The organism is Cohnella kolymensis (genome assembly GCF_000829465.1).
GTDB classification, from domain to species: Bacteria; Bacillota; Bacilli; order Paenibacillales; family Paenibacillaceae; genus Cohnella; species Cohnella kolymensis.
Window position 1 is genome coordinate 429,554 of record NZ_JXAL01000001.1, and the last position, 25,704, is coordinate 455,257.

The following is a 25,704-nucleotide window of genomic DNA, read 5'->3' on the forward strand; positions in this document are numbered from 1 at the left end:
AGGCTATCCCACTTTCTCTGTATGCTTGTCCGATGATCCCGCTTCGAGGGCCTCCATTAACACAGGGCCCCTGGAATGGGACGGAAGCGGCACACCGAGCAGAGCTGCAATCGTCGGCGCCAGAGACACAATACTCCGCGGCTCCTGCACCCGCTCTCCCTTGCGGATGCCCGGACCATGCAAAAGAAACGGCACATATCTTTCACCGGTGTCCAAATGGCCATGCCCGCCGATGCCGTTGCCCTGTCCATGGTCAGCCATAACCGCAATCGCGGTGCCTTCCATGAGCCCTTCTTCCTCCAGCCATTCGCAATAATCGCGAATGAGCGCATCGGATTCCTTAATTTTGTCTAGATATTCCTGATAAAGAACTCCGCGGCTGTGCCCGGTCTGATCGACTGCGATCATCTGAATGACGAATAAATCCGGGAGCTCGCGTTTCATAATCGTTTTGGCGTGTGCCATGATCTTATGATCGACCACATCGTTCTTCTCGACAGCCGTAAAGCTTTCCACGTAGCTGCCGAACGCGTCGATCAGATGCGCGCATCCGAACAGAATGCCTTTCCGTCCGGTTTCTTTCAGTGTGTCGAATATACTTTCAACCCGTACTCCCAGCTTCCAGACCATGTTGGATCTGATTCCGTGCTCGCGCGGATATGTACCGGTGAACATCGACGAGAAGCACACCACAGTCCTGGCCGGATATACGGTTTCCATTCGGTCGTAATAAACGCCGGTTTCCATCAGCTGATGAAGAAATGGAGCGTCGGCCTCTTCAAAACGCTCCTTGCGGCAGCCGTCAATGACGAATACGATCATCCGCTTGGCGGCAGGGGTGTCATCCAGATGGATAGGGGCCGTGTAGCTCGGGTATTCTCGCGGTTTCCATGTAAACAGCAATCTATGTATAACCCAGCTGTACATGCCGATGCAGGCGCTTAGAATAAGAAACCCGGCTACCGAACCGGCTGAGGTCTGCGCGCTGAATAGACGGTAACTCCAATCGAGTGTAACCAATAGCGTAAACACTTTAGGCAGCTGTTCGAAGACATTTCCGCTTGTGGAGTCGGAGTTTTTCAAAAAAAGCTTCCAGATCCTCGTGAAGTTCCACCAGGTCGTACCGATCCGCAAATGGTAATAAAGCGTTCCCCAGAAGAACACCGTAAAAAAAGCATACAGCCCGAATGCCCAAATCCACATGCCGATATCGAAAGAACCGCCGTATAGGAGGCCGCTGGCCAGCAGCGGCCCGAAAAGAAACCACCGCAAGTGAAGCGGATAATCATAAACATAAAAAATGACAAACAAAGGTAGATTTAATAGTATCGCATAAAACAGCGGAACGGCTTTCAGCTCTCCGGCCTGCACCAGAAGAAAAACCGCCAACACGAAGACCGGCGTGAATGACTTCCCTTCGTTCAAAACGTTCCAGCAGCGAGCCGCCGCGATTTCAAACAAGGACGCGGATTTCAAAGGCGGTTCACCGACTTCAACTGCGGGTTGATAGCAGGCGTGCTGCTCTCTTGCACACGGCGGATTTCCGCCTTTTCGGCTTCATCAGACGCGTTTCTCCTCATGATCAGAACGTATAGAGCAGCGAAGTAACCTACATATACCAATACTTCCTCGAGTGAAGGCATCGCCGAATATCCGAATAACGCTTTTAGGAAAATACCGACTTCACCTGAGATGAGAGGGCTGTTTCCTGTATCGCGAATGTAATGAGCTTGGTCGATCGGGTGCTCCGGCATGAACCAGGTAATGTCATACAAATGAGGGATCACGGTACCGATCATATTAATGTCCTGCATCATTCCCACAGCTTGAACGAGCAGTCCCGCTGCGATCATGACAATCAAAATGCCGGTCCATTTAAAGAAAACGCGCGGCGAAACTTTGCGGCCCCCGCGGAACAGCAGGAAGCTGACAGCGAAAGCGAGCAGGATGCCTGTAATGGCTCCCCATCCTTTGAAAGCATTGCCGATGTTGCCGCCTGTGATGGCAGCGAAGAAAAATACGGTTTCCACGCCTTCGCGCAGTACGACAAGGAAGGAGTGAAGCACCATGCCGGCGATGTTGCCCGCTGTAACGAACTGGTCCATTTTGCTGACTGACTTGTCTTTCATTTCCTTGGACTGTTTGGCCATCCAGAAGACCATCTGCGTAAGGAGAATAGTCGAAATGATCATAATGCCGATCTTAAGATACATTTCGCTGCCCATGGAAGCGAATCCGGTTAGGACGACCTGGAACAGAAGCGCAACGCCGCAGCTGGCAACGACCGCAAGACCCGCGCCGAGCCACACCCATTTGGTGAATTCCGGGCGCTTGACTTGCCGCAGATAAGTGGTGATTACTCCTATAATAAGCAACGCCTCAAGCGCTTCGCGAAAAGTAATTAATAATGCCTGAATCTCCAAAAGAGTGTCCTCCTTGGTTCATCGGAGCCCTTCGATGAATCCGGGTTTTTGCTCGTACAGCACGACGCGGTGGTAGGTGGGATACAGCCAGGGGCTCCCTTCAAACGCTATAACTTCATTGAACCATGAACCGGCGCTCCGGTCTATCCCTTGAATAAAGGCATTGGTGGCAAAAATATGACGCGGCGGCACGGGGTATTGCAGCAGTTCCATGCGCATATCGCTCCAATGTCGAAGCCGCCGTACCTGATGTTCCGGGCTTATATAGGAGATAACCCGTTGTTCCTCCCAGGTGAACATGATGCTGTCATCCTTGGGCACTGACTCTTTCACGTATTCGGCAAGCTCCAGTACCGGCGGTTTCTTATTATGGGCTTCACGTGCCAACGGGTAAGTCACCGCGGCGGTTCCAACCAGCCATAGCAGGCTGAAGCAGACGAACAAAGCTTTACTGCCGATCCGGCGGCTAACCGACCGGGGTAAGAAAGTGCAAAAGTGCTCCAGCCCGGTTGCGAGAAGCCACAGCAGCGGCGGGATAAGCGGCAGGATATGCCGCGGTTTATCGACATTCTGTGCGAAAAACGCCCACAGCAGGTACGGCAGAATCCATAAAAGCAAAAACAATGTTCGTCTAGAGTTGCTGACGCTTTGTTTCCTGACCACCCGTGTTACGACCACGGAAAGCAAACCGATCACTCCGATTGCAGCAGCGATCGTGGACAGCCAGCGCCATCCGGCATACCCGGCCCAGAGCGTCCCGAGCCCTGCACCGCCGATCTGGCGAAGCAAGAAGTAACGCGCTCTCCCCGTGAAAGAGGTGTCGGCGGAATAGGTCCCGCCCCAGTCCGTGAAATGTCCCTCTGTGAATGCGAACGCCAGCTTCATCAAAGGAGCAACTCCGCCCTCCGATACGGCCAGAGCGCCTGCCCATGCCGCACACACCAATGCTGCTGCGGCGGCCGACAGAAGCACATTTCTTAAAGCCTGCCGGCGAGGAATCTCCCTGTCACATATAACAACGGCGGCAGCACCTGCCCACAGGACGGATAAAGGCACGTAGGACACACGAACACCAAGCAGTAAACCAAGGACGACACCGGCGAGAATAAAGGAAACCGTTCGATTCCGGACCGCTTCCGGCTCCGGCTGCATCGACCGCCAGATTAACAGCGCGAAAATGCCTGCCAACAATGTTCCCAATGCATCGGACGTAGGCTGTATTCCCGTAACGACCGGCAGCGGAGCCAACGCATACAGGATGGAAGCCAATCTTGCAGCGGATATCGAGCCAAGCTGACGAAACAGCAGCCAAAGGGGTACAACTGTAAGTCCTCCGGCAACGGCTGACAACATGGATAATGCCGTGAATGGCTCGCCGACTGCGTAATAGAACAGATGAGCCGCTAAAATATATACCGGATAACCGGGAAAATGCGGCTGCATAGCGGATAAATCGAAACGATCCAGCGCGAGAGCGAAATCGATATCATCCCAGCCTGCCGGATACGGCGACATATAGAGGAGCCGTATGGCAACGGCGAATAACGCCAGCGCCGCGAGTTCCACGCGCCGCCGTTTCACGCGCGCTTACGTTTCCTCATCGTATAAGCGACAACGCCGACCAAAGCCAGCACGATAATAACCAAAGGAATCCAGTTTCTCGGATCCGACAAGTCCGTGGTCCGGTTGCCGTCGCGCTGCTCCGCTTGCCCGCCGGGACTGTCGCTGTCGGTGAAATGTCCCACTTCAAGGCTTGCTAGCTTGAACCGGTCCTGCAGTGAATTCAAGATGGTGCCTCGGCTGGATTCGAAGAGATCCTTATCCGCTTCCTTGATTCCAACCCCGAACAGGCCGGGATTTCCTAATGAAGTGAGCGCGTTGTTGAATTCTTTTCTTATCTTCTCATCAAGCGCCGCATCCGTTTGTTTGACCGTCGGCGACAGCGCTTCATAGGTTGCATTGGCCTTGGCGATCAATGTTTTGTTCTGCGAGTAATTCTCAAAATCGGCAGCAATGGATGCCATCCGGCGCGCGATATTAAGCACGAGAATCTTGTGCATATCGCTCAGCACCGCTTGTTTGTCCTTCTCTTCAAGATGAGTGAGCACCGTCTGAGCCGGCTCAGGCCCCATGTGCATGTCGAGCTCCTGCTTCATCGGATCGAATGCGCCTTTTGCACCCGCAAAATTGGGTGAGGCTCCATTTAATTCTGCAGCCATTTTTTTGTACGCCTCTGCCAATGGCTCCTCGTTGGGATCTCCGTAAGAATAGGCCTGTACGCTTATCGGAGCAAGCAAGCAGCACACAAGCAGCATGGCAATTGCAATCGTCGCCTTCAAACAGCTCACTCCTCACACATTACTTCCCGAAAGCCGTTAATTTGTTCAAATCAGCTTCAACAGCTTTGTACGTGCCTTCAGCTTCCGCCTTCTTGCCGGCTTTCACTTGATCCAGCAGCTTCTGGGCATTATCGATCAATGCTTTGGCCGCAGCTTCTCCGCCAAGCGCTTTCGGCAGGTCGCTCTCGATTACACTGATGAACAACGCGCCTTCGAGAGCAGTAATTGCGGCTTTATCCTTACCCCAATTCTCAAAGGTCTCCTTATACTCCCCTTTTGCTGTAGCGGCAAATGCACGTACATAGGCCTGGTTGATCGGTTCGCCTTTAACGTTCTTAACATCATTGGCAAGATCGAATTGGCTTTCAATGAAATCAGCCGCTTCCTTGTCATGTTCCTCTAGATAATTCTTTAAGGATTGGAAGAACGCCCAGCCTTCCGCTTGCTCTACCTTCGCGTCTTTGCTACCCTCTTTAACCGCTTTTTCTATCTTGTAACCATATCCTTTTTCCGCGCCGGAAGCCAGATAGAATGCTTTCATCAACGATTTGTCGACAAGCTGCTTGCCTAGATTATAAGCCAGGTTGTCACCCTTCCCGGCCGCTTGCTCCATCTCCGCAAACCCGCTGTCGATCACGCCCAGCAATTGGGTATGATAGGCGGTGTCGCGTTTCTCTACCATGCCTTTCAAGATACCTTCATATACGGTACGGGCTTCTTTGAGTTCATTATTTACAAATTCTTTATCAGTAAACTTATCATTCGCTTCTTTGAATTCGTGACGCAGAGTTAAGAATGCCACCTTCTGCAGCAGCTTATCATGAATCTGAGCGACGACCATCGGCTCGAGTGAACCGTCTTTACCTGCCGCTGCAGCCGCCTCCAGCTGTTGGTTCACTTGGCTTTCCGCTTCAGCATCGCGTGCCTCTACGCTCGGTTTGATTTTAGAGTTATACAGCTCTTGCGATTTGGCCCAATCTACATTCCCCGCTTCAGCGCCGGCTTTCATTCCATCGACCAGCTCTTTCACAGCAGAGACGAACGCCTCAGTGCCGCCCTCTTCCTTGTCAGCGGCATCCTCACTGTTGCTTGGCGATGCCGGTGCTGAAGCTGTAGCGCTAGGCTGGCTCGTTTCCGACCCCGATTGCGCAGGCGCCAATTCCTCATTGCCGCATGCGGATAAGACGAAGCTTGCTGATATAATTAATGTAAGAGCAGCTTTCCACGATTTCATTAAGTACTTCCCCTCTCAGCTTGTATGTTATTGAGAGCGTTTCTCAATTACAATGTCTATTGTATTGAGAGTGAGAATCGTTGTCAATGAAATTATTGATAATGGTCCCGCCTTTTTGTAAGGCACGAAAAAACCCGCCCAGATCAATGAATTGACCTGACCGGGCTGCTTGTATTCTTATTCTTAATCTTCCGGCCGTTTGCCCGGCTCCATGCCGGATTCCGATGCCGTCATGACCGGTTTTACTGACAGGTCGGAACGCACACGAATCTGGCAGGAAAGCCGGATGTTGGATTCCGTAATCCCTTTAGTTTCCCGTATCGCGGCTTCCGCCTCGCCCATCGGCCCGGGATCTCCAGCCAAGATCTCCACACGGCACGTGGTGCATCTCGCATTTCCCCCGCAGCGGTGCATGATATCCACACCATTATCCTCGAGCGCGAGCACCAGCTTTTTCCCCTCTTCGACCTGGAATGAACCTTTTCCTTCTACTTCAATAGATGGCATAGTCAAATTCCTCCTCCCATCAGTAATTACCTATCTACCGTAATGTAAAACGGCTTGAACATCTCTTATGTACTGTACATTTCTGCCTAATACTAACATAATAACGGTACAGGAACACTTTACGGAGGCGCCTATGAAAAAAATCGAAGCCATTATCCGTCCCGAGCGACTGAGAGAGGTTATTGAGAAGCTAAGGGAAATCAAAGTCACCGGTTTCACTGTAAGCCAAGTACAAGGCCGCGGGCAGCAAAAGAATGCTACAGGCGTGTACAGGGGTAAAACATATACGGTGAACCTTCATCACAAAATAAAAATGGAAATTGTGGTCTCCGATTATTTGGTGAACGATACAATCCAAACCATTATCAAAGCAGCACAAACAGGTGAAATGGGCGATGGAAAAATATTTGTCAGTCCAATTCTTGAAATGTATAACATCAGAACCGGAACAATCGATGAAACGATCGACGAGTTAAGCGATAATAACATTTAGAAGAACAAAGCTTCTCGCTTTGTTCTTTTCTGTATTGATGTCACAAAACATGACATGAGTCATTGACACAGGTTTTGACCCTCCTTATACTTAGTTGTGGCAAACGAATGTTAGGAGGCTCACATCATGAATGCTGGACCCACTGTGGCATTAAATACAATATGGGTGGTACTGGCGGCAGCTATGGTTTTGTTCATGGAAGGCGGGTTCAGCTTACTTGAAGCCGGTTTAGTCCGGACTAAAAATGCAGTAAACGTGACAATGAAAATATTCGTCGATTTAACAATAGGTGTTCTTGCATTTTTCCTTATCGGGTTCGGCATTTTGTTCGGTAAAGATTATGGCGGCTTGATCAGCTTTGATTTCTGGGGCGCCTCGCAACACTTATCAATACCTATCGATTTACCGTTGTCTGCCTATATATTATTTCAGATAGGATTCGCTATAGCAGCCGTGTCGATTATTTCCGGTGCCGTTGCGGAGCGAATGTCATTTAAAGCTTACATCATTATCGCTTTGTTTGTGACTTCTATTCTATATCCCATCTCCGGTCATTGGATTTGGAACGCTGACGGATGGCTGGCGCAGCTCGGCATGAAAGATTTTGCCGGATCTGCTGTTATTCATGCTCTTGGTGGATGGGCCGCTTTTGCTTTTGCCTATGTGGTAGGACCTCGTAGAGGCAGGTTTAATACAGACGGCAGCGTGAACGTATTTGCTCCAAGCAACATTCCCTTAGCCTCGGCCGGGGCGTTCATTCTTTGGTTTGGCTGGTTTGGATTTAATGCCGGCAGCACACTGAATGCATTCGATAGCAATCTTTCTGTCATTGCACTGAATACAGCATTGGCCGGTGCGGCAGGCGGTACCTCTGCAATGATTTACACGACGTTCCGCTTCAAAAAAGCCGACCCGAGTATGACGATGAACGGTGCTTTAGCGGGATTAGTGGCTATTACAGCCGGGTGCGCATACGTCACTTCATATTCTGCCATTCTAATCGGGTTGGTTGCCGGGATACTTGTAATCTGGGGAACTCTTGTCATTGATAAACTAAAAGTGGATGATCCGGTCGGTGCTGTTGCGGTTCATGGAGTAAATGGGGTTTTTGGAACGATTGCCGTTGGACTCTTTGATGCAAAAGATGGATTTTTCACAACTGGTGGAACTCATCTTCTTGTTGTCCAAACGTTCGGCGTAATCATGATCGCTCTGTGGGGATTTGTCCTCAGTTATGGCCTGGCAAAGCTGTTGAAATCAACGATCGGCTTGCGAGTGTCCATATCAGACGAAGAAGAAGGCTTGGATATGGCCATGCATGGTATTCCTGCCTACAATGAACTGGAACGTTTCAGCGATCAGCCGATTATAGAAATGGCGCTAGCTCCGAAGCTTTCATTGGGAAAAGAACATACTGGCCTAACCGTTTCAAAATAGTACTCGCAATACTAGTGCCGCGGTTCATCCGCGGCACTATTTTTATAACCGTCGGCAGTTAGGTCTGACCTGTCTGGTGTTCAAGAAACTTTTGTTATAGCTGATCGGCTTTGCCAATATAATCTAAGAAAAACAATGGATTTTTTCGGGAAGGAAAGTGCTTATGGCAATTGCTCCGCCAATTTTACGGAGCGGCGATACCGTAGGAATCGTAACCTTAGGCAGCCCATTGGATGCAAATGTTATCAATGCGCGGATCGAAGCTCTGAGAAGAATGGGATTTAACGTCATACTGGGTCGATATGTATATTCCCAAAATGGGTTTCTTGCCGGCACAGACGAGCAGCGGGCCTCCGATTTGATGATGATGTTTCAAAACCAGCAGGTCAAATTAATACTCCCGACCAGAGGCGGCACAGGAGTGGCCGGTATTCTACCGTACCTGGATTATAATGTGATCCGCAATAACCCGAAAATCGTTACAGGCTACAGCGACATAACGGTATTGTCAAATGTTTTGCATCAGTATGTGGATTTAATCACGTTCCAAAGTCTGCTTCTGCTTGACTTCAGGCCTGAAACTCCCGCCTATAATTTCAACCAGTTTTTTTCCGCGACATCCGTGTTTTCCACGACTCGGCAGATCCAAAATCCGCCTGGAATTCCGCTCGTAAGCAGGGTGCCGGGCAATGTCACGGGTCCGCTTGTCGGGGGCAATCTCACATCGTTTGTCGATACGCTTGGAACACCTTTCGAAATCGATGTGCGAGGCAAAATACTGCTTATCGAAGAAACACACGAGCCTACCAATACCGTCTACAGGTATATGAACCATTTGAAGTTAGCTGGAAAATTGCGAGACTGCATCGGTATTATTATGGGGGAATGCACAGGCTGCCTGGAGGCATACGGGGTGTCGTACCAGGATTTAATCGACAATTTCGTCGTACCGCTCGGCAAGCCGCTAATGACAAACCTGACAACTGCGCATGGATTGTATAAAGCCGCGATCCCGATTGGCGCAACAGTAAATCTGGATACAAATAATAATACATTGACTGTCCTCGAACCCACTGTCAGGGTGTGAAAAATGAATAATGATAACTCCGACAAAACGATTCCATACTTGAAAACACACAAGCTAGCGCCTGAAAATCAAGAAACGCCCATTTTATTTTTTCCGCAGAAATCATTTCGCTTATCCGGTAAAAAAATTCTCTTACCTGCAGGTTGACGGCAAAGTTAAACATCCAATTACGTTCAGCTATCATGATTTGCTTTCTATGCCATCAAAAACGTTAATTCTGCCGCTTGAATGTGCAGGCAATAAGCGTGCCTTATTTAAAATGATTTTTCCTGAACGATTCGCATATTAATTGCCTCACTTCCTCAGCAGATGTAGATGCTGATCTTTCATCCTATCTCTACTTACATGAGATAATCAAAGAATTTGGAGCACGCAAACTTAATATTAAGCCATCACCGCAAAAATTGCAGATTTCTAGTAGTTAAAGCAATATAATCACTATGTGGTGATGTAACGGAAGGAGACGTTTTGGTGAAATTACTCGGAGCGGTCGTCGCATTTTTTGTAACTGATTATTCCAGACTCACGTATCGATGACTTCGTAATTACATGACTTCCTAATTATTTAGCAGGCCCTCTCTCAGAAATGGAAGCATCTCAGTCCAAAATTCCTTGTCCTTATGGGAGCTTCTATGGCCGGGCGTATGTATATACCGATAGTAGACCCCAGGGGCCTGACTAATCAGGTATTGTAACTCACTCACAGGAACAAAATCGTCATTTAGAGAATGCATCATAAGAACCGGTGTAGTCGTACTTTTGATGATTGGCACAAGATCAAAACCTGCTGCTTCTTTGCTGCTTATTCCTGCTCTCCAGAATCCGATTTTCAATAGAAAATAAGCCAGAGGCAGACGCTTTAACCTTGATTTCGACAGATACGCTCTCATGATCGTATCGAAACGTGCCGGCATCGAATCAGTGACTAAGACCCGAATCCTTCTCGTTTCTTTCAAGGCCAATACACTGCCAAAGCCTCCAAATGAATGAGCCAATACAGCAATACGATCGGCATCCACTTCCTCCCGTCGGGAAACATAATCGACAGCAGCTAACACATCATCCCGGAAAGACTTAACCGTAGGCGCGTCGAACGACCCGCTCTCGCCATGACCTCTCGCATCGTACAACAAAATAGCGTAACCCGCCTCATGTAAAGGAGCTGCATACCTTAGCATTTTGGATTTGTCTGAACCCCAGCCGTGAACGAGAATAATGACAGGTGATCTCTGTGCTGGATCGCTGTTTTGATTTGGAATGAACCAACCCGAAATCGATGTTCCTTTACTGAAAAATGATTCTTTCTCATACGGATATTTCGGTACCGCCCTTGTCTCTGATCTTTTGGGCGACTGACTCTGGACGGTAAGATACCACAGACCTACAATCGCAACTGCCCCTAATAACAATAGCGCCCCTATGAATACCAGCATGGTTTGCATTTGAACATCTCCTCACCTATGAATAGTTAGCAAACGGCGAAATGTCACTGAGTAAAAGGTTCAGCAAAGCTTGCCGGCAAAGGCTCGGATCAAAGGGTCGGCATTGCCGATACACGGTTTGCCATGCCCCTGACACAATGTCGCGACATTCATATCCGCAACTTTTCGAATCGAGCGTTTTGCTTCTTCCATATCCGGGGTTGCCGCTGCGATGGGCAGGAGAAAACGGCCGGAAGGAGCACGCATCAAGAGATCTCCGCCAAAGAAGAGGCGGTGCTCCGGATGCCAGAACCCGCATTGACCCGGGCTGTGGCCAGGAATATCAACAACCGTCAAGCCGGCGAGAACCTCGTCCAGACGGTCTCCTTCTGTAAGCTCGCAGTCGACTGGGACCGACAAATTGAACTTCAAACGCGGCCGAACCCATACCGCCGCGATGACGCGGTCGAAACCGCCAAGCTGCGAATAGGGCGGATAGTCGGGCTTCCGTTCCCCGCGAAGGACCGCGCTTTCACAATGGTGGTGGGCATACACCCGCGCACCCGTCACTTCTTTCAGTTCTGCCAGACCTCCATGATGGTCCCAATGGGCGTGTGTGATGAGAATTCGCTTGATATCGCTCAGCTTGCGGCCTGCACTCCGTAAGTCCTTTTCTATACGGGGAAGCGAACCGGGCACACTCGTATCGACGAGGGTCATACCGTCCGCCGCCTCAATCACGTAGATATTGCCGAGACGAAGCCCTTCCACCATGTAAATTCCATTCATAATTTGCTGCATAATAAATCCCTCCAACGTTCCTTCACAGAAATTTGTAACTTAATAACTGTTGTATGTATACAATTTTAGCTTACACCGGCAGCCTTGAATATGAATTTCAAGTTCCGCTGCCGATTTTGCTTAATGCTTTATCTCGGTGTGCTTGATGATTTTCAATAATATACCGACACTCTCCTCTACTTGTTTTTGCTGGCTCTTGGGCACCTGACTCAAAATACGCTCAAATAATTGCTTGTGCTTTTCGTGAGCCACCTCAATTACGCTTAACCCCTTTTCCGAAAGGCGGATCAATACCTCCCTCCGGTTATCCGGGTTAGACTTCCTGTCTACAAGATCGGCTTTCACAAGGGGATCCAGAGTCCTCGTCAACGTGGATGGATCAACCCCAAGGATGCTTGCCAAATCCCCATGCCGGTAGGTTCTCGAGCCTATTTCCATCAGGAGATGCAGTTGTTTAGGGGTAAGTCCTTCGACAAATGATTTGTCAGCGCCGAATACACCCGACAATTTAATAATGGCATATGCTAACTCACCAAGTACATCATGGTTCATTGTAATCATCACCTCTTTCGAGTGTTCTGCCATGTATCAATCGATAATTTGGTTATTGACATGACGTAGAAATGTATTACATTTGTACATATACAACAATTGTTTTACAACAACATTTATATCACAACCATTACATGAAAGCAATCATTAAGGAGAGATGAACATGAACATTCAATTATTACAATGGGGACTTGTATCTTTTACAATCGGTCTGATCCTATCGCTTCCGCTTGCCGCGGTATATTACGATAACTCACCGCCGTGGGCGAAAATATTTAATAATCCCCGTAAACTAAAATCAGCTCATACCGATTTTTTCATGCAAGCATTTGCGGCTGGGTTTGTTTATTTATTGGAATGGGCTGCAAAATCGGAGTTCCCTTTGTTTATCGTCATACCCTTGATATTCGGAACCATTTGTAATCCGTTGATTCTTCTTATTGAAGCAACCTCTCTTTATCGATCCGGATTTGCAGCCATTTTTTATCGGTTTCTCAAATCAACTAGCCCTGTCTCCCTGCTCTTCGCATGGCTTGCAATCTCTGTGTACTTTTTACCTCTGTATCTAATGCTTTTTCTCTTGCTACTTGTGCTGACAGGGTTGCTTATTATATGGAGTTGTAAACGTAAGGTCATCACGGAGGCATAGTGCTGAACGATCATTTGTTGGGGCTTGCCCAGACCAAATGGACCGCACCAAACATATAATGCTCGATTCTATTAATCTGCAACTTAGACTGTAATATCTGAATGATCTCACGATTGAAATGACAGCCAACAACCTTTTTAAACAGCGGATCCACGAGAGTCTGCATTCCGCCGATTAGGCGATTAGAACTGATTCCGTGCTCCATCAACAGTATTTGGCCATCATGCTTGCACCATTTTTGGAATGCATCCAGGACTGTGCCTGGATTTTCGTATCCGCAAAACGACAGTGTAGATACTATAGTGTCGAAAGAGTTATCGGGAAATGAAAGCGACTCAACATCAGAGAGTTGAAATTCCGCGTCAATTCCATAATCAGCAGCAGCGGTTTTAGCCTTGTTCAGGCTGAAATCGACCGCCGTCAATTCAATTCCCTTGGGATAGTAATGAAAATTAGCCCCTGCACCGACCGCAACTTCAAGAACACGACCTTTTGCGCAGCTGATCAATTTTTCACGCCATACTCTTTCTGTCAGCTTCTTTCTTCTCGCTTCGTACACTTTTGCTTGTTTGTCAAATTTGCGGATTAACTTTTCGTTGCTCAAGTACTACACCTCCCGAATCAGGCTGTAAACGGCTTTGGTCGAGGAACGAGCCGCCAGATCAATGCCAATAGCAATAGAATGACAGCAGCCGCGGTGTATAACTCTCTGTAATCTAACAGATAACCTAATAATGGGCCGATCGCTGCTCCTAAATCCAACATAAAAGAGTATAAGGTAATCTTGAATGTCTTTAAAGAGTGAGACGCGGCGTCGGCTGCAATCGCATCCGCAAGCGTAGTCAGCAAAGTAGCGGTCAGTTGTACTCCTAAGAGCAGGAGCAGCCACCAAGCTGCCGGCATTGTCACAGGTACGAAGGCAAACAACACTGCTGCCGCCACAAGAACGGCAATAAACACAGCAGGCCGATGTCTGGAACTGTCAGACCGCCGCCCGATCCACGGAGCGAGCCAAGGCTCCCATCCCCACCGCAACGCCTGCAGCATGGCGGCAAGCACAGCGGCCCCTATCGGAATCCCCCATATATAGAGCACTGACACATTTGCATCAATCAGATGACTCAAAGTGGATGTAAAAAACCCCTGATAGATCATCGCTATCGATAACCCGGAAAACAACGTCATCATTAAAAATTTGTCTTTGCCGACCACTGTAATGAGCGGATTCAACACGGATTGTCCCTTCGGCACAACCTCCATGTCAGTCGCGGGTACATAGCGGATGGCAAAAGGCATAGACAATACGGCTAATAAAGAAAACACGGCGGCCGCGGCCGTCAAACTGATCAGCTCAGTCAACAATGCTCCCGCCAGCATTCCTACCAAACTTCCGATGCGGAACAATCCGTTATATAACCCCATATGGTAGCCGTGCTTATTATTATCAGTCATTTGAACAATCGTTAAAAATGCCCCTAGTCTGAGCAACGTCCAAGACATTCCCCATAGACATCGGAGCACAAGCCATATCCAGAATCCTTGTACATAACCATAACCGAGCGTGACAACTCCTGATATGGCGACTGCAACGATTATGCCGTTCCTTAGGCCGATCCTTTGCAGCAGCCATGCAGCCACAGGGTTAAACGGCAGCCGAATGAACCGGTTCACGGATAAGAGGATTCCCACTTGGTACAAAGCGGTCAGACCCGCGTCCTTCCAATACAGAGGAAGAACAATATAGAGCATCGAATCGCCTAGCAAACAAGCTGCGGTTATTAAAGCTATCAGCTGGACTTGTTTTTTTCGTGATCTTTCTGCACTCTTCAGGTTACGCCATCCCCTAGTGTTCTGTATTTCGCAATCTCTTGCTCGTACAGGTCGTTGCCGTAAGAATCATATGCAACAAGCACCGGGAAATCCCGAACCTCCAGCTTGCGGATGGCCTCAGGCCCAAGATCTTCGTAGGCGACAATTTCTACCGCGGTAATGCATTTGCTTAATATGGCGGATAACCCCCCTACGGCAGCAAAAGAAATGGCCCCGTACTCTCTGCAGGCTTCCTTGATCGAATCGCGGCGGGGACCCTTTCCTATAGTCCCTTTCACCCCGTATTCATACATGGCAGGTGCGTAAGGATCCATCCGATATGCCGTAGTCGGAGCGGTAGAGCCGATGACTTGCCCGGGTTTGGGCGGGCATGGACCGGCATAAAATATAATTTCCTGCCGCAAATCGACAGGCAGCGGCTCGTTGTTCCCCAGCAGCTCGATCATCCGCTTATGAGCGGCGTCCCGCGCCATGTAAAGGTTCCTGTCAAATAAACCTGGTCGCCTATTTGAAGCTTTTTGATTTTTTCCTCTGTCAGAGGTGTATCCCAATGGTACACAGCCAAGACGCATCTCTCCTTCGGCTGACAATTACAGCACGGCCGATTTTTTGCGAGCCGCGTGACATTGAATATTCACGGCGACCGGTAAAGCGGTTATATGGCATGCATACGTTTCGACAGCCGCCCAGAGCGCCGTGCTTACTCCGCCCAGTCCTTGCGGACCGATGCCGGTCCGGTTGATTGCCTCGAGCAGATCTCTCTCCAGTTCAGCGATATGCGGTTCGTGATGATGGACGCCTACTTCGCGTAGCACTGCTTCCTTGGCGATGGCCGTCACTTTGTCGAAAGTTCCGCCGATCCCTACGCCGACCACGACGGGAGGACACGCTTTTCCACCGGCGGCCTCGATCGTTTCGATGACGAATTTTTTGACGCCTTCCGTTCCTTCTCCCGGAAGAAGGAATTTCATAGCGCTCATGTTCTCGCTGCCGCCGCCTTTAGGGAGCAATGTGAATTTAATCCGATCTCCGTCAACGATATCCGTATGAATGACAGCAGGCGTATTATCATTGGTATTGACCCTCAGAAGCGGGTCTCCAACTACCGACATCCTCAGAAAGCCTTCCTGATAACCTTTTCTGACTCCGGCGTTAATAGAGTCGGAGAAGCTTCCGCCAACAATGTGCACGTCCTGTCCGATCTCCGCATATACAACGGTCATCCCCGTATCATGGCAATAGGGAACGTGCTCCGCTGCCGCAAGCTCCGCATTTTCGATGAGCTGATTGATAATCGTCTTCCCTAAAGGCGACACTTCCTTCGCCTCGGCCTTCTTGAAGCCTGCTAATATATCTTCGGGCAAATAGTAACAAGCTTCCATACAAAGTCTTGCAACCGTGTCCCGGATTTCATCGGTATGAATTTCCCGCATGGATATCCCTCGCCTTTACGCTCTTTTCTTCAAGTTAGCGATAATTGTATCCGTCACTTCCATCATCTTCGCACGGCCGCCCAAGTCAGGCGTTCTGACGCCGGCTTGCAGCGTGTCCTCAATCGCGCCAAGTATGAGCTCCCCTAATTCACGGTAGCCCATGAAGTCAAGCATCATCTTTCCCGTCCAAATCTGCCCGATCGGGTTGGCCACACCCTGCCCCATAATATCGGGCGCAGACCCGTGGACAGGCTCGAACATCGAAGGATATTTCCGCTCGATGTTCAAGTTCGCCGCCGGGGCGATCCCGATGCTGCCCATTATCGCTCCCCCAAGATCGGTGAGGATGTCGCCGAACAGGTTTGATGCCACAATGACGTCGAAGATATGAGGTTTCATGACGAAGAAGGCGGCCAATGCGTCAATATGAGTGCTCGTCGTATTCATCTCCGGGTAGTCCACTGCGACTTCTTTAAAAACCTCGTCCCAGAAAGGCATGCTGTGGGAAATACCGTTAGATTTCGTGGCGCTCGTAACATGGCCTCGTCTTTCTGCGGCCAAATCGAATGCATAGCGCATCGCCCGCTCTGTGCTTTTGCGGGTAAATACGGCATTCTGGATGGCGATTTGGTCGCTTCCCTGATGAATTCGTCCGCCGACCTCGGAATACTCGCCTTCCGAATTCTCACGAACGACAATCAAATCGAAATCCTTGGGGTTCTTCAGCGGGGATTCCAAGCCGCGCAGCAGTTTGGCCGGACGCACGTTGATCGACTGCTGGAACCCTCGACGAATTTTAATGAGCAAGCCCCATAAGGAAATATGATCCGGAACAAGCCCGGGCATCCCGACGGCACCCAAGAAGATTTGGTTAAAGCTGCGGAGCGTGTCTATTCCATCATCCGGCATCATCTGGCCGTGCTTCAGGTAATACTCGCAATTCCAGGAGAATTGGCTCCATTGCAAAGACAGTCCTCCATGTATCTCGGCTGCTGCTTCAAGCACCCGCATCGCTTCGGGAACAACCTCATTTCCAATGCCGTCTCCCGGAATTACAGCTATCTCATATTTATTCATGGCAGCCTCCTGATGATCACAAGTGATGTGAAAAAGAGAAAGGGTATCATGCAACACCCTTTCTCTTTCAACTTAACTGGCGGTTTACTTGCGTAAACCTTTCTTGGTTGCGATGTCCGTATAATGTGCCGTCTCATCCGTTACGAATTTGCCGAAATCGGCCGAGTTCAAGTATGCGCCTTGGGCGTTAATCGCTTTGAGCTTCTCTTGGAAAGCCGGATCTTCAGACGCTTTTTTGAGCGCATCTTCCCATTTCTTAACGACCTCTGCAGGCGTGCCTTTCGGGAATGAAACGCCTGACCACCACTTCGCTTTCATAGGAGGCAAACCTGATTCTTCAACCGTCGGCACGTCAGGGAAATAAGGGCTTCTTTCTTTTGCGATGATACCTAACATCTTGGCTTTACCGGATTTGACGATTACTGCTGATTCACTGACGCCTTGAATAGCCAGAACGGCATGTCCGCCGGCAATCTTCGGCATTGAATCAGCCGCACCTTTGGTGGTCACCATGCGGGCTTTCGAGAAGTCTCCTCCGACATTGTCCAGAAATTCAACCAGACTGAATGTGGCGATTGCCGTAGGACCGGAGCTGGTAAACGTCAACTGATCGGGGTTAGCCTTCACCCAATCGGCAAACTCTTTCAGATCTTTCCATGGCGCATCCGCTTTCACAACGAAAGCCAGCGGATCTTCTACAATCTGGGCGCCGAATTGATAGTCGTCCACCGAGAATGTCAGATCGCTCTTTCCGCCCATCAAAGCAGATGTGCTGGATACGTTATGCACTAGCACGCTGTACCCGTCTTTCGAGCCTTGCTTCAGCACCGCATCTGTTCCCGTTGCGCCGGAAGCGCCGGGTTTGTTTACAACGGTAATGGCTTGGCCCCATTCTTTACTTAAGTATTCGGCCGCCGCTCTGGCAGAAAGATCCGTTCCGCCGCCTGCTGCGAACGGTACAACAATCTCAATGCCTTTTGTCGGATAGTCCTTGCTTCCGCCTTTTGCATCGCCGCAGCCTGCCAACAGTGAGCCGGTTAGGAGCAAGCTTGCTGCCAGTGAAAATAGTTTTCTTTTTTGCATGTTATTTCCCCCTCAAATGTATTTGTTTCTTGTATGTGTTGGTACATTGATGCTGAGTTTCATTCCTAGTCGGCAATAACCATTTCCTCGCCCACGATTTCTTTCACACGGGATTTCGTACGGCGGATCAAACCGATCGACACGACCAGCAACACCACTGCCGCGATTAGGATCGCTAATGTAATCGGATGTTGGACAAAGATCAGCATGCTGCCGTTGGACATGGCCATCGACTGCATGAATGATTGCTCCATGATAGGACCCAATATGAAACATAAAATTAAAGGTACGACCGGCCAGTGATATTTGTGGAAGATGAAGCCGAGCACACCGAACACCAAAGCAACGAAGACATCGAACATGCTGTTTCGAACGGTATATGAACCGATAATGCTCAGAATGAGAATAATCGGAGCCATGACACCGAATGGGACCTTGGTGATCTTGGCCCATATCCCCACCAGCGGCAGATTTAACACGAGCAGCATAATGTTGCCTATGAACATACTGGCAATAATCGTCCAGACGAAGCTGCCGTTCTGTTCGAACAGAACGGGTCCCGGCTGCAGACCATAGATCATCAACCCTGCCAGCAGGATCGCTAAAGGCGGGGAGCTCGGAATTCCCAGAGCCAGAAGCGGTATGAAGCCGGCGGAACTGTTCGAGTTATTCGCCGCCTCAGGGGCAGCCACTCCCTCCATTGCTCCATGCCCGAATTTCTCCGGGTGCTTGGACACTTTCTTTTCCAGGTCGTACGCCAGAAAGGTCGCCACAGCAGTTGAGCAGCCCGGCAGCAGACCCGTTAGGAATCCCACAATACTGCCGCGAATGGTAGCGCCTGCGCTCTTCTTTAAGTCAGCCGCGCTTGGATACACACTGCCTATGTTCTCGGTAGGGACCGGAGCGTGTCTTTCGGCCAACCCTTTCAGCACTTCGGTTATGGCGAAAAGTCCGATAATAATACTGATCATCTCGAGACCTGCCGTTAAAGTTTGATTGCCGTAATCGAACCGGGGGCTTCCGGAAGGGCCCATGCCGATCATCGCAAGCAAATAACCGAATAGTCCCATAATCAGTCCTTTAATAATGGAGCTGCCTGCCAGGTTTACAATCATGGTGAGAGCCAGCACCATTAACGCAAAATATTCCGGTGGACCGAATTTCAACGCCTGATCCGCAAGCATCGGAGCGAAAAACACGAGTCCGACGACGCCGATCGTGCCGGCGGTGAATGAGGCGATCGCAGCAATGCCAAGGGCGGGGCCGGCTTTTCCTTGCTTAGCCAGCGGGTAGCCATCCAAGCAAGTGGGCACGGACGACACTTCGCCTGGAATATTGAGCAGAATGGCTGTCGTAGATCCTCCGTACATCGCGCCGTAATAGATTCCGGCCATCATGATTATCCCTTGCGTCGGCTCGAGTACTGTAGTGAGCGGCAGGAGAATCGCGATCGCGGATGTGGGGCCGAGTCCCGGGAGCATCCCGACAAGCGTTCCGACCAGCGCTCCAAGCACGGCCATCAGCAAGTTGAGGGGCGTAATGGCTTCTCCAAATCCATGTAAAAGCATTCCTAGTGAGTCCATGAAACGATTGCCACCCTCTCTCTAAAATCCGAAGATTCCGTCCGGGAACGGTGTTCTCAGCCAATAAATGAACAGTAAGTACAGCGCAGCGATTGTCAGCGCTCCATATAGTGACGATCTGATGAGGCTGTAAGAACCCATCACTTTGAACAAACCGGCCAAAGCCAATAAAGTGCTCAGTACATAGCCAAGAATAGGAATAAGCAGCCAATACAGAAACATGATCAGGATGACAAATCCGATATTCATCAACACTTTTCCCGTCGGAAAGTCCACCCGTATCGCCGGCACCGGTTGGAAAAGCAGCAATCCTCCCAGTACCAGCAGCGCAATGCCGATCAATCCGGCAAATGTGTGATCGCCGACAAATAACGCCGAGCGATCCGGAAATAAGCGTGCCGCTTCGACAAGAGCGGCGACGCCCAATAAGAAAGTAAGGATTGCGCCCACTCGGTCTGCCAGTTTAATGGATTCAGTCATATTATCACCTCTGATTTTGGACATTTTGAAACGCTTACAATTAAATGTAAGCGCTGTAATTAAGACTATTATAATGTGCGATTTGTGTCGAAACACGTTAAGTAACTATGTTAATCTTTTTGTAATTAAAGTAAGCGGAGAATTGCAGCGCAGTTTACAAATAGTTTTTGATGGTTTGGCCGGCGCCTCATTATACTTGTGCTTAAAGACCGGCCTGCCGATCGAACCGTAATTGATCTCGGATACCAAGATGTCGATTTCATTAAGGAAGTGAATGTACTTGCGGACTGAGATTCTGGATACCCCGACCCGAGCCGCCAACTCATCCGTTGAAAAGGGACTGTGCGCGAGTTGTTGGACGTGATCCCAAATGAGTTTCAGAGTTGTTCTTGTCAGCCCCTTAGGCAGCTCGGAGGTGCCGGCCGCCGGTTCCCTAAAGAACAGACGTTTGTCCAGCTCCGCCTGGCTTAATACTTGCTGATTCTCCATGAACCTTACTTCTTCTCTATAAGAGGCGAGCGCCGCCTGAAACCTGTCAAACTCAAACGGCTTGATTAAATAATCCACAGCGCCGTAACGCATGGCTTTTTTAACACTCTGCATATCGCAAGCCGCGCTTATCACGATCACATCGATGGCCTTTCCTGTTTTACGTATATACGACAGTAACTCCAAACCGCTTTTTCCCGGCATAAATATATCTAATAAGATCAATTCAACGTCATGGGTTTGAAGCAGATCGAGAGACTCCTTCACCGATGAGGCAGAAGCCACTAGTCTAAACCCATCTACTCTTTCAAGGTATCGTCCGTTGAATTCGGCAACCATCGGATCGTCTTCTACGATCATTACTTTAATCATCATCTTCTTCCTTTCCTGCGTATGGGATTGTAACCGTAAATCTCGTTCCTTGCTCCGGCTTTGACGTGAAATCCAGAGTGCCTCCTAAACGTTTCAAGCTCCGCTGTACTAAGAAAAGGCCTAAGCCTCTATTATCTCCCTTGGTAGAGAAACCTTTGGTGAAAAGATGGCTCTTGTGATGATCGGGAATACCCGGGCCGGTATCGCTTACTATGATGGTTAAGCCCATATTCTCATAGTCGAAGCAGACATCGACTGCTTTCCGCGCACATCCTTGCACCGCGTGCAGAGCATTATCGATCAGGTTGCCCACGATCGTGATCAGCTCATGAATCACTTCCGGATTATCAGGCTCCGGCAGCACAGAATCTCCTGAAAGCGTCAGCTCCGCGTCGACCTCACGCGCATAGCTGAGCTTTCCAAGAATAAATCCCGCTAAAGCCGCATTTCTGATTTTCCTGACAATAAAGCCGACCTCATTCTGTTGATGTCCCGCAATTTGATTTACATAGTTGGTCAGCTGATCATGATAACCCATATGGACCATACCCAGAATGACATGGAGCTTGTTCATGAACTCATGGGCTTGCGACCGCAGCGCCTCCACATACATTTGGACACCGGTCAGCTGCTCCGCCATTGAAGTAATTTCGGTTTTATCCCGGAAGGTGGCGATGGCTCCGGCGGTTTTACCGGCGATCGATATGGGCACCCGGTTAATCAGCCACGTGCTTACGCCCAGATCATACTCTTGGTCCAACACCACCTCGCCTTTTTGAAGCAAAGTTTCCATAGGTGAGTTGGGCAGAAATTGTTTCACGCTTTTGCCGATCGGGTCGCCTTCAAGACCGGCCTGTTGAAACAACCGAACGGCCTCCGCGTTTACGAGAGTGATCGTGCCATTGATATCAACGGCCAGGATCCCTTCTTTCGTCGATTGCAGCATGGCGCTGCGTTCCTGCAGGAGTCTGGCAATCTCGTGCGGTTCCAAGCCGAATAGAATTTTCTTGATTTTTCGAGCGAGCAGCCAAGCCCCAAGCAAGCCCACTAACCCGCCGACGCCGATACCCGCGAAAATAATCATTCTGCTGTCCGCAATGGCCTGCTTCACATTGACTAGCAGAATGCCTACCGAGACCGCCCCGACTTGCCGCCCGTCCGCTGCATAGACAGGGACGAACGAACGCAAAGAGACGCCCAATGTGCCCGTTGCCGTGGATACGTGTTCGAAGCCTTGCAGGACCCGGCCTTCATCCCCTCCGACAAAGCGCTTGCCTACCTTGCCGGGATCCGGATGGGACTTTCTGATTCCCTGCATGTCCATGACAGTAATGAAATCGACGTTCGTCACTTCTTTGATCCTGTTCGCAAAAGGCTGAATGGCGCCTTCCTTTTCTTTGTCCAGCAGGCCTTCCATGACTACAGGCGAGTTGGCTACCATCCGCGCAATATCAGACGTTTTCTCGATTTTATTGTTTTGAACCGTTGCGGCGATTCTGCCGCTGATGAGAAAGTCGGTTACAAATAACGCTAAAATAAAAATGCCGCAAACGAGCATGATGATGGTGGTCTGGAGGCTGAAAAACCGGTTGTTCAAACGCATATTGGCTGCCCTTTCCGCTCACTGAAAACGCATTCAATTTGGAATTGCGTAAAATTTCGAATTATTTCACTTGTCATTCATTATAATTTTTTTCGGGTTAATCGTATATATTTGTCGAAAAAAAGAAAAACCTTGATTCATGAAAAAATGAAACAGCGGAATATATCCAAACTGTGAGTAGTGTTTGGATCTTCCGGTGTTTCATTTGTCTTTACCTAAGATTAAATAGTCATAGTAACTCCAAATAATTCCCTTATATGTATTTTGTTTCATAATTGGCTTTCACTGAGTCATTCCCCGCTGCCTAAGTCACATCAAGTCCCTCACTGAAACACTCCATGGATATCACTGCAACCAAATAACTTCACATAAAGTGATATCTCCTAAAATCCGACTCGTGTCGCAAACGGAGGTGATTACAATGGTATCCCTGTGAGCGCATATATCATGATTCGACTGGGAAGCTGATTTCCGAGTACAAGCAAAGTTAGCAATTTATCATGGGGTCACAAGGCATCGTGACCAACTCATTAGGAGGAACCAAAAAGAATGAAGAAAACTCTAGCTGGTGTATTAGCATTATTACTTATTCTGACGTCAATGCTATCTACAAGCTTTGCAGAATCCAAGTCGTTTTCCGATATCAATAAATCCTACGCCAAGAGTGCGATCCTTGAATTACAAGCAAAAGGCATTATTAACGGAATCGATGAAACTCATTTTAACCCGAAGGGTACTTTGACTCGTGCTGAGTTTGTAGCGATTATTGTAAGGGCGTTGGATATTCAAGCCAATGCAACGAGCTCTTCTTTTAGCGATGTATCCGGTTGGTCACTCCCCTATGTGGAAGCAGCATCAAAGGCTGGTATCATCACTGGTATCGGTAATGGGAAGTTTGCGCCTCGAGGGGTCGTAACGAGAGAAATGGCTGCTACTATTTTAGTTAGAGCATTACAAACCAAGGGCATGATTAATGATAGCAATGCTACTCTGAAGTTCAGTGACGCAAATAAAATTGCAGCATGGGCAAAATCTTTCATAGCAATTGCGCAAAAATACGGTTTAGTTAACGGAACTCCAGATGGCTCGTTTAATCCCAAAGGTGCTGCTAATCGTGAAATGGCTGCGGTAATGGCAATCAATTTATTTAAAGCAATTGCAGAAATTATCAGCAATCAACCGCAGCCGTCGCCGTCGCCTTCTCCGTCTCCAAGTCCAAGTCCGAGCCCAAGCCCAAGCCCTAGTCCTAGCACACCTCCTAGCGGCGGTGGCGGCGGAGGCGGAACTCCTAGTCCAACACCTGTAACACCGACAGTAACGTTGTCGAGGCCGGAGAACACAAGTAACTTCCCCAATAAGGAGAACTTGAATAAGTTCATGACAGCACTATGGGGCGGACAAAGTGGATCGGATGCTAGCACAGAAGTGGATGGAATTACTGTGAATAAGGTGTTTACGGTTGAAGGTGCAACACTCACCGTGAATGCTGAGAACGTCACTGAGGGTATGAAGCAATTTATCCATACTAACTATGGCGGCAGCAGCGTACCAGTGAAACTTAGCTTTAGTCACTCCTCACCAGCAAACATGACTACAGATGCAAACTGGGGTAACGCTTATCTGATCTGGGTTGATTTGAACAATCGTGTTGAAGACACTAAGCCATTCAATATTCTTATGAACAATGGAAGACAAGCATCATACTCAATAAAAACGATTGTTGTCGCAGAGGTTGATACAGAGACCGAGTTATTGGCAGCTTTAGCAAAAACAAATGTACCTACTATCAAACTGGTTGGAAATGTAACCTTCACAAACAAGGAAGAGGCGGATTATTTACAGATTAATCGATCCGTACGCATTGATGGTCAGGCAAAAAGTCTCAACAAAGGCATTGCTATCGAAGCCTCCAATGTTATCCTTGATAATGTTGTAATCACCCCGTCTAAATTTTACAATAATCAAGATTTTGATTGGTTCTATGGAGTAATGGTTGGGGATTATACCGGTGTACAAATCCTGAATAGTAAAATTGTAAGCATAGATGGTACTGATTCCATCGGCATCAGCGATAAGACCGGAAGCACTGGCACACAATTCACAGTCAGTGATACCACCATTGAAAACGGATGGATCGGTATTATCGTGGACAGTGCGAAGACCAAAGCCACTATCACCGATAACATCATTCGTAACGAAAAACATGCCATATCGCTGGAGAATGCAACACTCTCAAATCTTACAGTTACAAGAAACAAGATTGAGTCACTTAAGATGCTAAGTGATGGTTCCTCCGGTGACGGAATCACAATGCCAGTTGGAAGTACTGAAGCAGATAGATCTCTCAAGGAAACAACAAATGAATTTGCAGCAGGCGTTCCAATCTATTACAGAGTCGTCTTTGCACGTGACGGCTTGGTATTGGATCCTACTCTAAAGGTTTACGAGCCGAACAAAGATAAAACATGGGGTGAATATCCTCCAAATACCGTCTTCCAAGCTAATATAAACTTCCCCGATGGTACCACAAGCAGTGACTTTAAGTCGGCAGAGATAAGCTTGTATAACGGCAACACTCTGTTGGCTACCAACACGGCTAAGCAAAAGTTACTTGATGGCAATCATCCAGGCTTGACGGACTTGTTCGGCATTGGAGACAAAGCAGATCCAGATATTGATGAGAATTGGAATATTGGTGCCTATGCTACTAACGCACCACCAACAAGAGCAGTATTTAAACTCGTCAGCAAAGATGATAATTCTGTCCATATTGTTCAAGCAGCTTTGCAATAAAATAATAAAAAGAGTCAA

Annotated in this window: 25 protein-coding genes; 6 read left to right on the forward strand and 19 right to left on the reverse strand. The window is 48.7% G+C overall.

Annotated elements, in window-relative coordinates; genetic code table 11:
• Positions 1–3: 3 nt before the first annotated feature.
• The 6 genes from SD71_RS02055 to SD71_RS02080 form a co-directional block, all read right to left on the reverse strand.
• Entirely contained in the window at positions 4–1,476 is a 1,473-nt protein-coding gene (locus SD71_RS02055; RefSeq protein WP_052475859.1) for an alkaline phosphatase family protein, read from the reverse strand.
• Entirely contained in the window at positions 1,473–2,423 is a 951-nt protein-coding gene (locus tag SD71_RS02060; RefSeq protein ID WP_041058903.1) for an FTR1 family iron permease, read from the reverse strand. The genes SD71_RS02055 and SD71_RS02060 overlap by 4 nt, the downstream gene beginning before the upstream one ends.
• Before the next feature lie 18 nt (positions 2,424–2,441).
• The gene (locus tag SD71_RS02065; RefSeq protein ID WP_041058906.1) at positions 2,442–4,004 is read right to left on the reverse strand and encodes a glycosyltransferase family 39 protein; all 1,563 of its coding nucleotides are present in this window, start codon (positions 4,002–4,004) and stop codon (positions 2,442–2,444) included.
• Positions 4,001–4,738 carry a hypothetical protein gene (locus tag SD71_RS02070; protein ID WP_041059708.1) on the reverse strand — a complete coding sequence of 246 codons (738 nt, stop codon included), beginning with the start codon at positions 4,736–4,738 and terminating at the stop codon, positions 4,001–4,003. Before SD71_RS02070 ends, SD71_RS02065 begins: the two co-directional genes overlap by 4 nt.
• A 43-nt stretch (positions 4,739–4,781) precedes the next feature.
• Positions 4,782–5,996 carry a hypothetical protein gene (locus SD71_RS02075; RefSeq protein WP_041058909.1) on the reverse strand — a complete coding sequence of 405 codons (1,215 nt, stop codon included), beginning with the start codon at positions 5,994–5,996 and terminating at the stop codon, positions 4,782–4,784.
• A gap of 183 nt (positions 5,997–6,179) precedes the next feature.
• Positions 6,180–6,503 carry a 2Fe-2S iron-sulfur cluster-binding protein gene (locus SD71_RS02080; protein WP_041058913.1) on the reverse strand — a complete coding sequence of 108 codons (324 nt, stop codon included), beginning with the start codon at positions 6,501–6,503 and terminating at the stop codon, positions 6,180–6,182.
• 133 nt (positions 6,504–6,636) lie between these two features.
• On the opposite strand from SD71_RS02080, the gene SD71_RS02085 reads away from it, so the two are divergent.
• From SD71_RS02085 to SD71_RS26110, 4 genes are all read left to right on the forward strand, one after another.
• Positions 6,637–6,996 carry a P-II family nitrogen regulator gene (locus tag SD71_RS02085; protein ID WP_041058915.1) on the forward strand — a complete coding sequence of 120 codons (360 nt, stop codon included), beginning with the start codon at positions 6,637–6,639 and terminating at the stop codon, positions 6,994–6,996.
• A gap of 126 nt (positions 6,997–7,122) precedes the next feature.
• On the forward strand, positions 7,123–8,433 hold the full coding sequence (locus SD71_RS02090; RefSeq protein WP_041058917.1) for an ammonium transporter: 1,311 nt from the start codon (positions 7,123–7,125) through the stop codon (positions 8,431–8,433).
• Between the two features lie 163 nt (positions 8,434–8,596).
• On the forward strand, positions 8,597–9,520 hold the full coding sequence (locus SD71_RS02095; RefSeq protein WP_041058919.1) for a S66 peptidase family protein: 924 nt from the start codon (positions 8,597–8,599) through the stop codon (positions 9,518–9,520).
• Between the two features lie 136 nt (positions 9,521–9,656).
• Positions 9,657–9,809 (forward strand): molybdopterin-dependent oxidoreductase, encoded by a 153-nt coding sequence (locus tag SD71_RS26110; RefSeq protein WP_407637513.1) that lies wholly within the window; start codon positions 9,657–9,659, stop codon positions 9,807–9,809.
• Positions 9,810–10,077: 268 nt separating this feature from the next.
• Here the strand turns inward: SD71_RS26110 and SD71_RS02100 are convergent, their stop codons facing one another.
• The 3 genes from SD71_RS02100 to SD71_RS21825 all read right to left on the reverse strand — a co-directional run bounded on the left by SD71_RS02100 (position 10,078) and on the right by SD71_RS21825 (position 12,294).
• Complete coding sequence (locus SD71_RS02100; protein WP_041058920.1) at positions 10,078–10,962, reverse strand: alpha/beta hydrolase; 885 nt, start codon at positions 10,960–10,962, stop codon at positions 10,078–10,080.
• Positions 10,963–11,022: 60 nt separating this feature from the next.
• Entirely contained in the window at positions 11,023–11,742 is a 720-nt protein-coding gene (locus tag SD71_RS02105) for an MBL fold metallo-hydrolase (protein ID WP_041058922.1), read from the reverse strand.
• Between the two features lie 120 nt (positions 11,743–11,862).
• Positions 11,863–12,294: a MarR family winged helix-turn-helix transcriptional regulator gene (locus SD71_RS21825; protein WP_052475860.1), complete on the reverse strand. Its 432-nt coding sequence runs from the start codon at positions 12,292–12,294 to the stop codon at positions 11,863–11,865.
• A gap of 163 nt (positions 12,295–12,457) precedes the next feature.
• On the opposite strand from SD71_RS21825, the gene SD71_RS02115 reads away from it, so the two are divergent.
• The gene (locus tag SD71_RS02115) at positions 12,458–12,943 is read left to right on the forward strand and encodes a hypothetical protein (RefSeq protein WP_041058924.1); all 486 of its coding nucleotides are present in this window, start codon (positions 12,458–12,460) and stop codon (positions 12,941–12,943) included.
• Between the two features lie 10 nt (positions 12,944–12,953).
• On the opposite strand, the gene SD71_RS02120 is transcribed toward SD71_RS02115, so the two are convergent.
• The 10 genes from SD71_RS02120 to dcuS form a co-directional block, all read right to left on the reverse strand.
• The gene (locus SD71_RS02120; protein WP_041058926.1) at positions 12,954–13,547 is read right to left on the reverse strand and encodes a class I SAM-dependent methyltransferase; all 594 of its coding nucleotides are present in this window, start codon (positions 13,545–13,547) and stop codon (positions 12,954–12,956) included.
• A gap of 17 nt (positions 13,548–13,564) precedes the next feature.
• Entirely contained in the window at positions 13,565–14,800 is a 1,236-nt protein-coding gene (locus tag SD71_RS02125; protein WP_326998689.1) for an MFS transporter, read from the reverse strand.
• Complete coding sequence (locus SD71_RS02130) at positions 14,770–15,246, reverse strand: FumA C-terminus/TtdB family hydratase beta subunit (RefSeq protein ID WP_152619311.1); 477 nt, start codon at positions 15,244–15,246, stop codon at positions 14,770–14,772. Before SD71_RS02130 ends, SD71_RS02125 begins: the two co-directional genes overlap by 31 nt.
• A 117-nt stretch (positions 15,247–15,363) precedes the next feature.
• Entirely contained in the window at positions 15,364–16,206 is an 843-nt protein-coding gene (locus SD71_RS02135) for a fumarate hydratase (protein WP_041058930.1), read from the reverse strand.
• Between the two features lie 15 nt (positions 16,207–16,221).
• Positions 16,222–17,283: a tartrate dehydrogenase gene (locus tag SD71_RS02140; RefSeq protein ID WP_041058932.1), complete on the reverse strand. Its 1,062-nt coding sequence runs from the start codon at positions 17,281–17,283 to the stop codon at positions 16,222–16,224.
• An 84-nt stretch (positions 17,284–17,367) separates the two neighbouring features.
• A complete protein-coding gene (locus tag SD71_RS02145; protein ID WP_041058934.1) occupies positions 17,368–18,366 on the reverse strand; it encodes a tripartite tricarboxylate transporter substrate binding protein in 999 nt (332 codons plus the stop codon).
• Between the two features lie 65 nt (positions 18,367–18,431).
• Positions 18,432–19,949: a tripartite tricarboxylate transporter permease gene (locus SD71_RS02150; RefSeq protein ID WP_041058937.1), complete on the reverse strand. Its 1,518-nt coding sequence runs from the start codon at positions 19,947–19,949 to the stop codon at positions 18,432–18,434.
• Between the two features lie 21 nt (positions 19,950–19,970).
• Positions 19,971–20,429: a tripartite tricarboxylate transporter TctB family protein gene (locus SD71_RS02155; protein ID WP_041058940.1), complete on the reverse strand. Its 459-nt coding sequence runs from the start codon at positions 20,427–20,429 to the stop codon at positions 19,971–19,973.
• Between the two features lie 105 nt (positions 20,430–20,534).
• Positions 20,535–21,290, reverse strand: a complete 756-nt coding sequence (locus tag SD71_RS02160; RefSeq protein WP_082033993.1) for a response regulator — start codon at positions 21,288–21,290, stop codon at positions 20,535–20,537.
• Positions 21,283–22,893: a DcuS/MalK family sensor histidine kinase gene (gene dcuS, locus SD71_RS02165; RefSeq protein ID WP_041058943.1), complete on the reverse strand. Its 1,611-nt coding sequence runs from the start codon at positions 22,891–22,893 to the stop codon at positions 21,283–21,285. Before dcuS ends, SD71_RS02160 begins: the two co-directional genes overlap by 8 nt.
• Before the next feature lie 549 nt (positions 22,894–23,442).
• On the opposite strand from dcuS, the gene SD71_RS02170 reads away from it, so the two are divergent.
• Positions 23,443–25,686, forward strand: a complete 2,244-nt coding sequence (locus tag SD71_RS02170) for an S-layer homology domain-containing protein (RefSeq protein WP_041058946.1) — start codon at positions 23,443–23,445, stop codon at positions 25,684–25,686.
• Positions 25,687–25,704 lie beyond the last annotated feature (18 nt).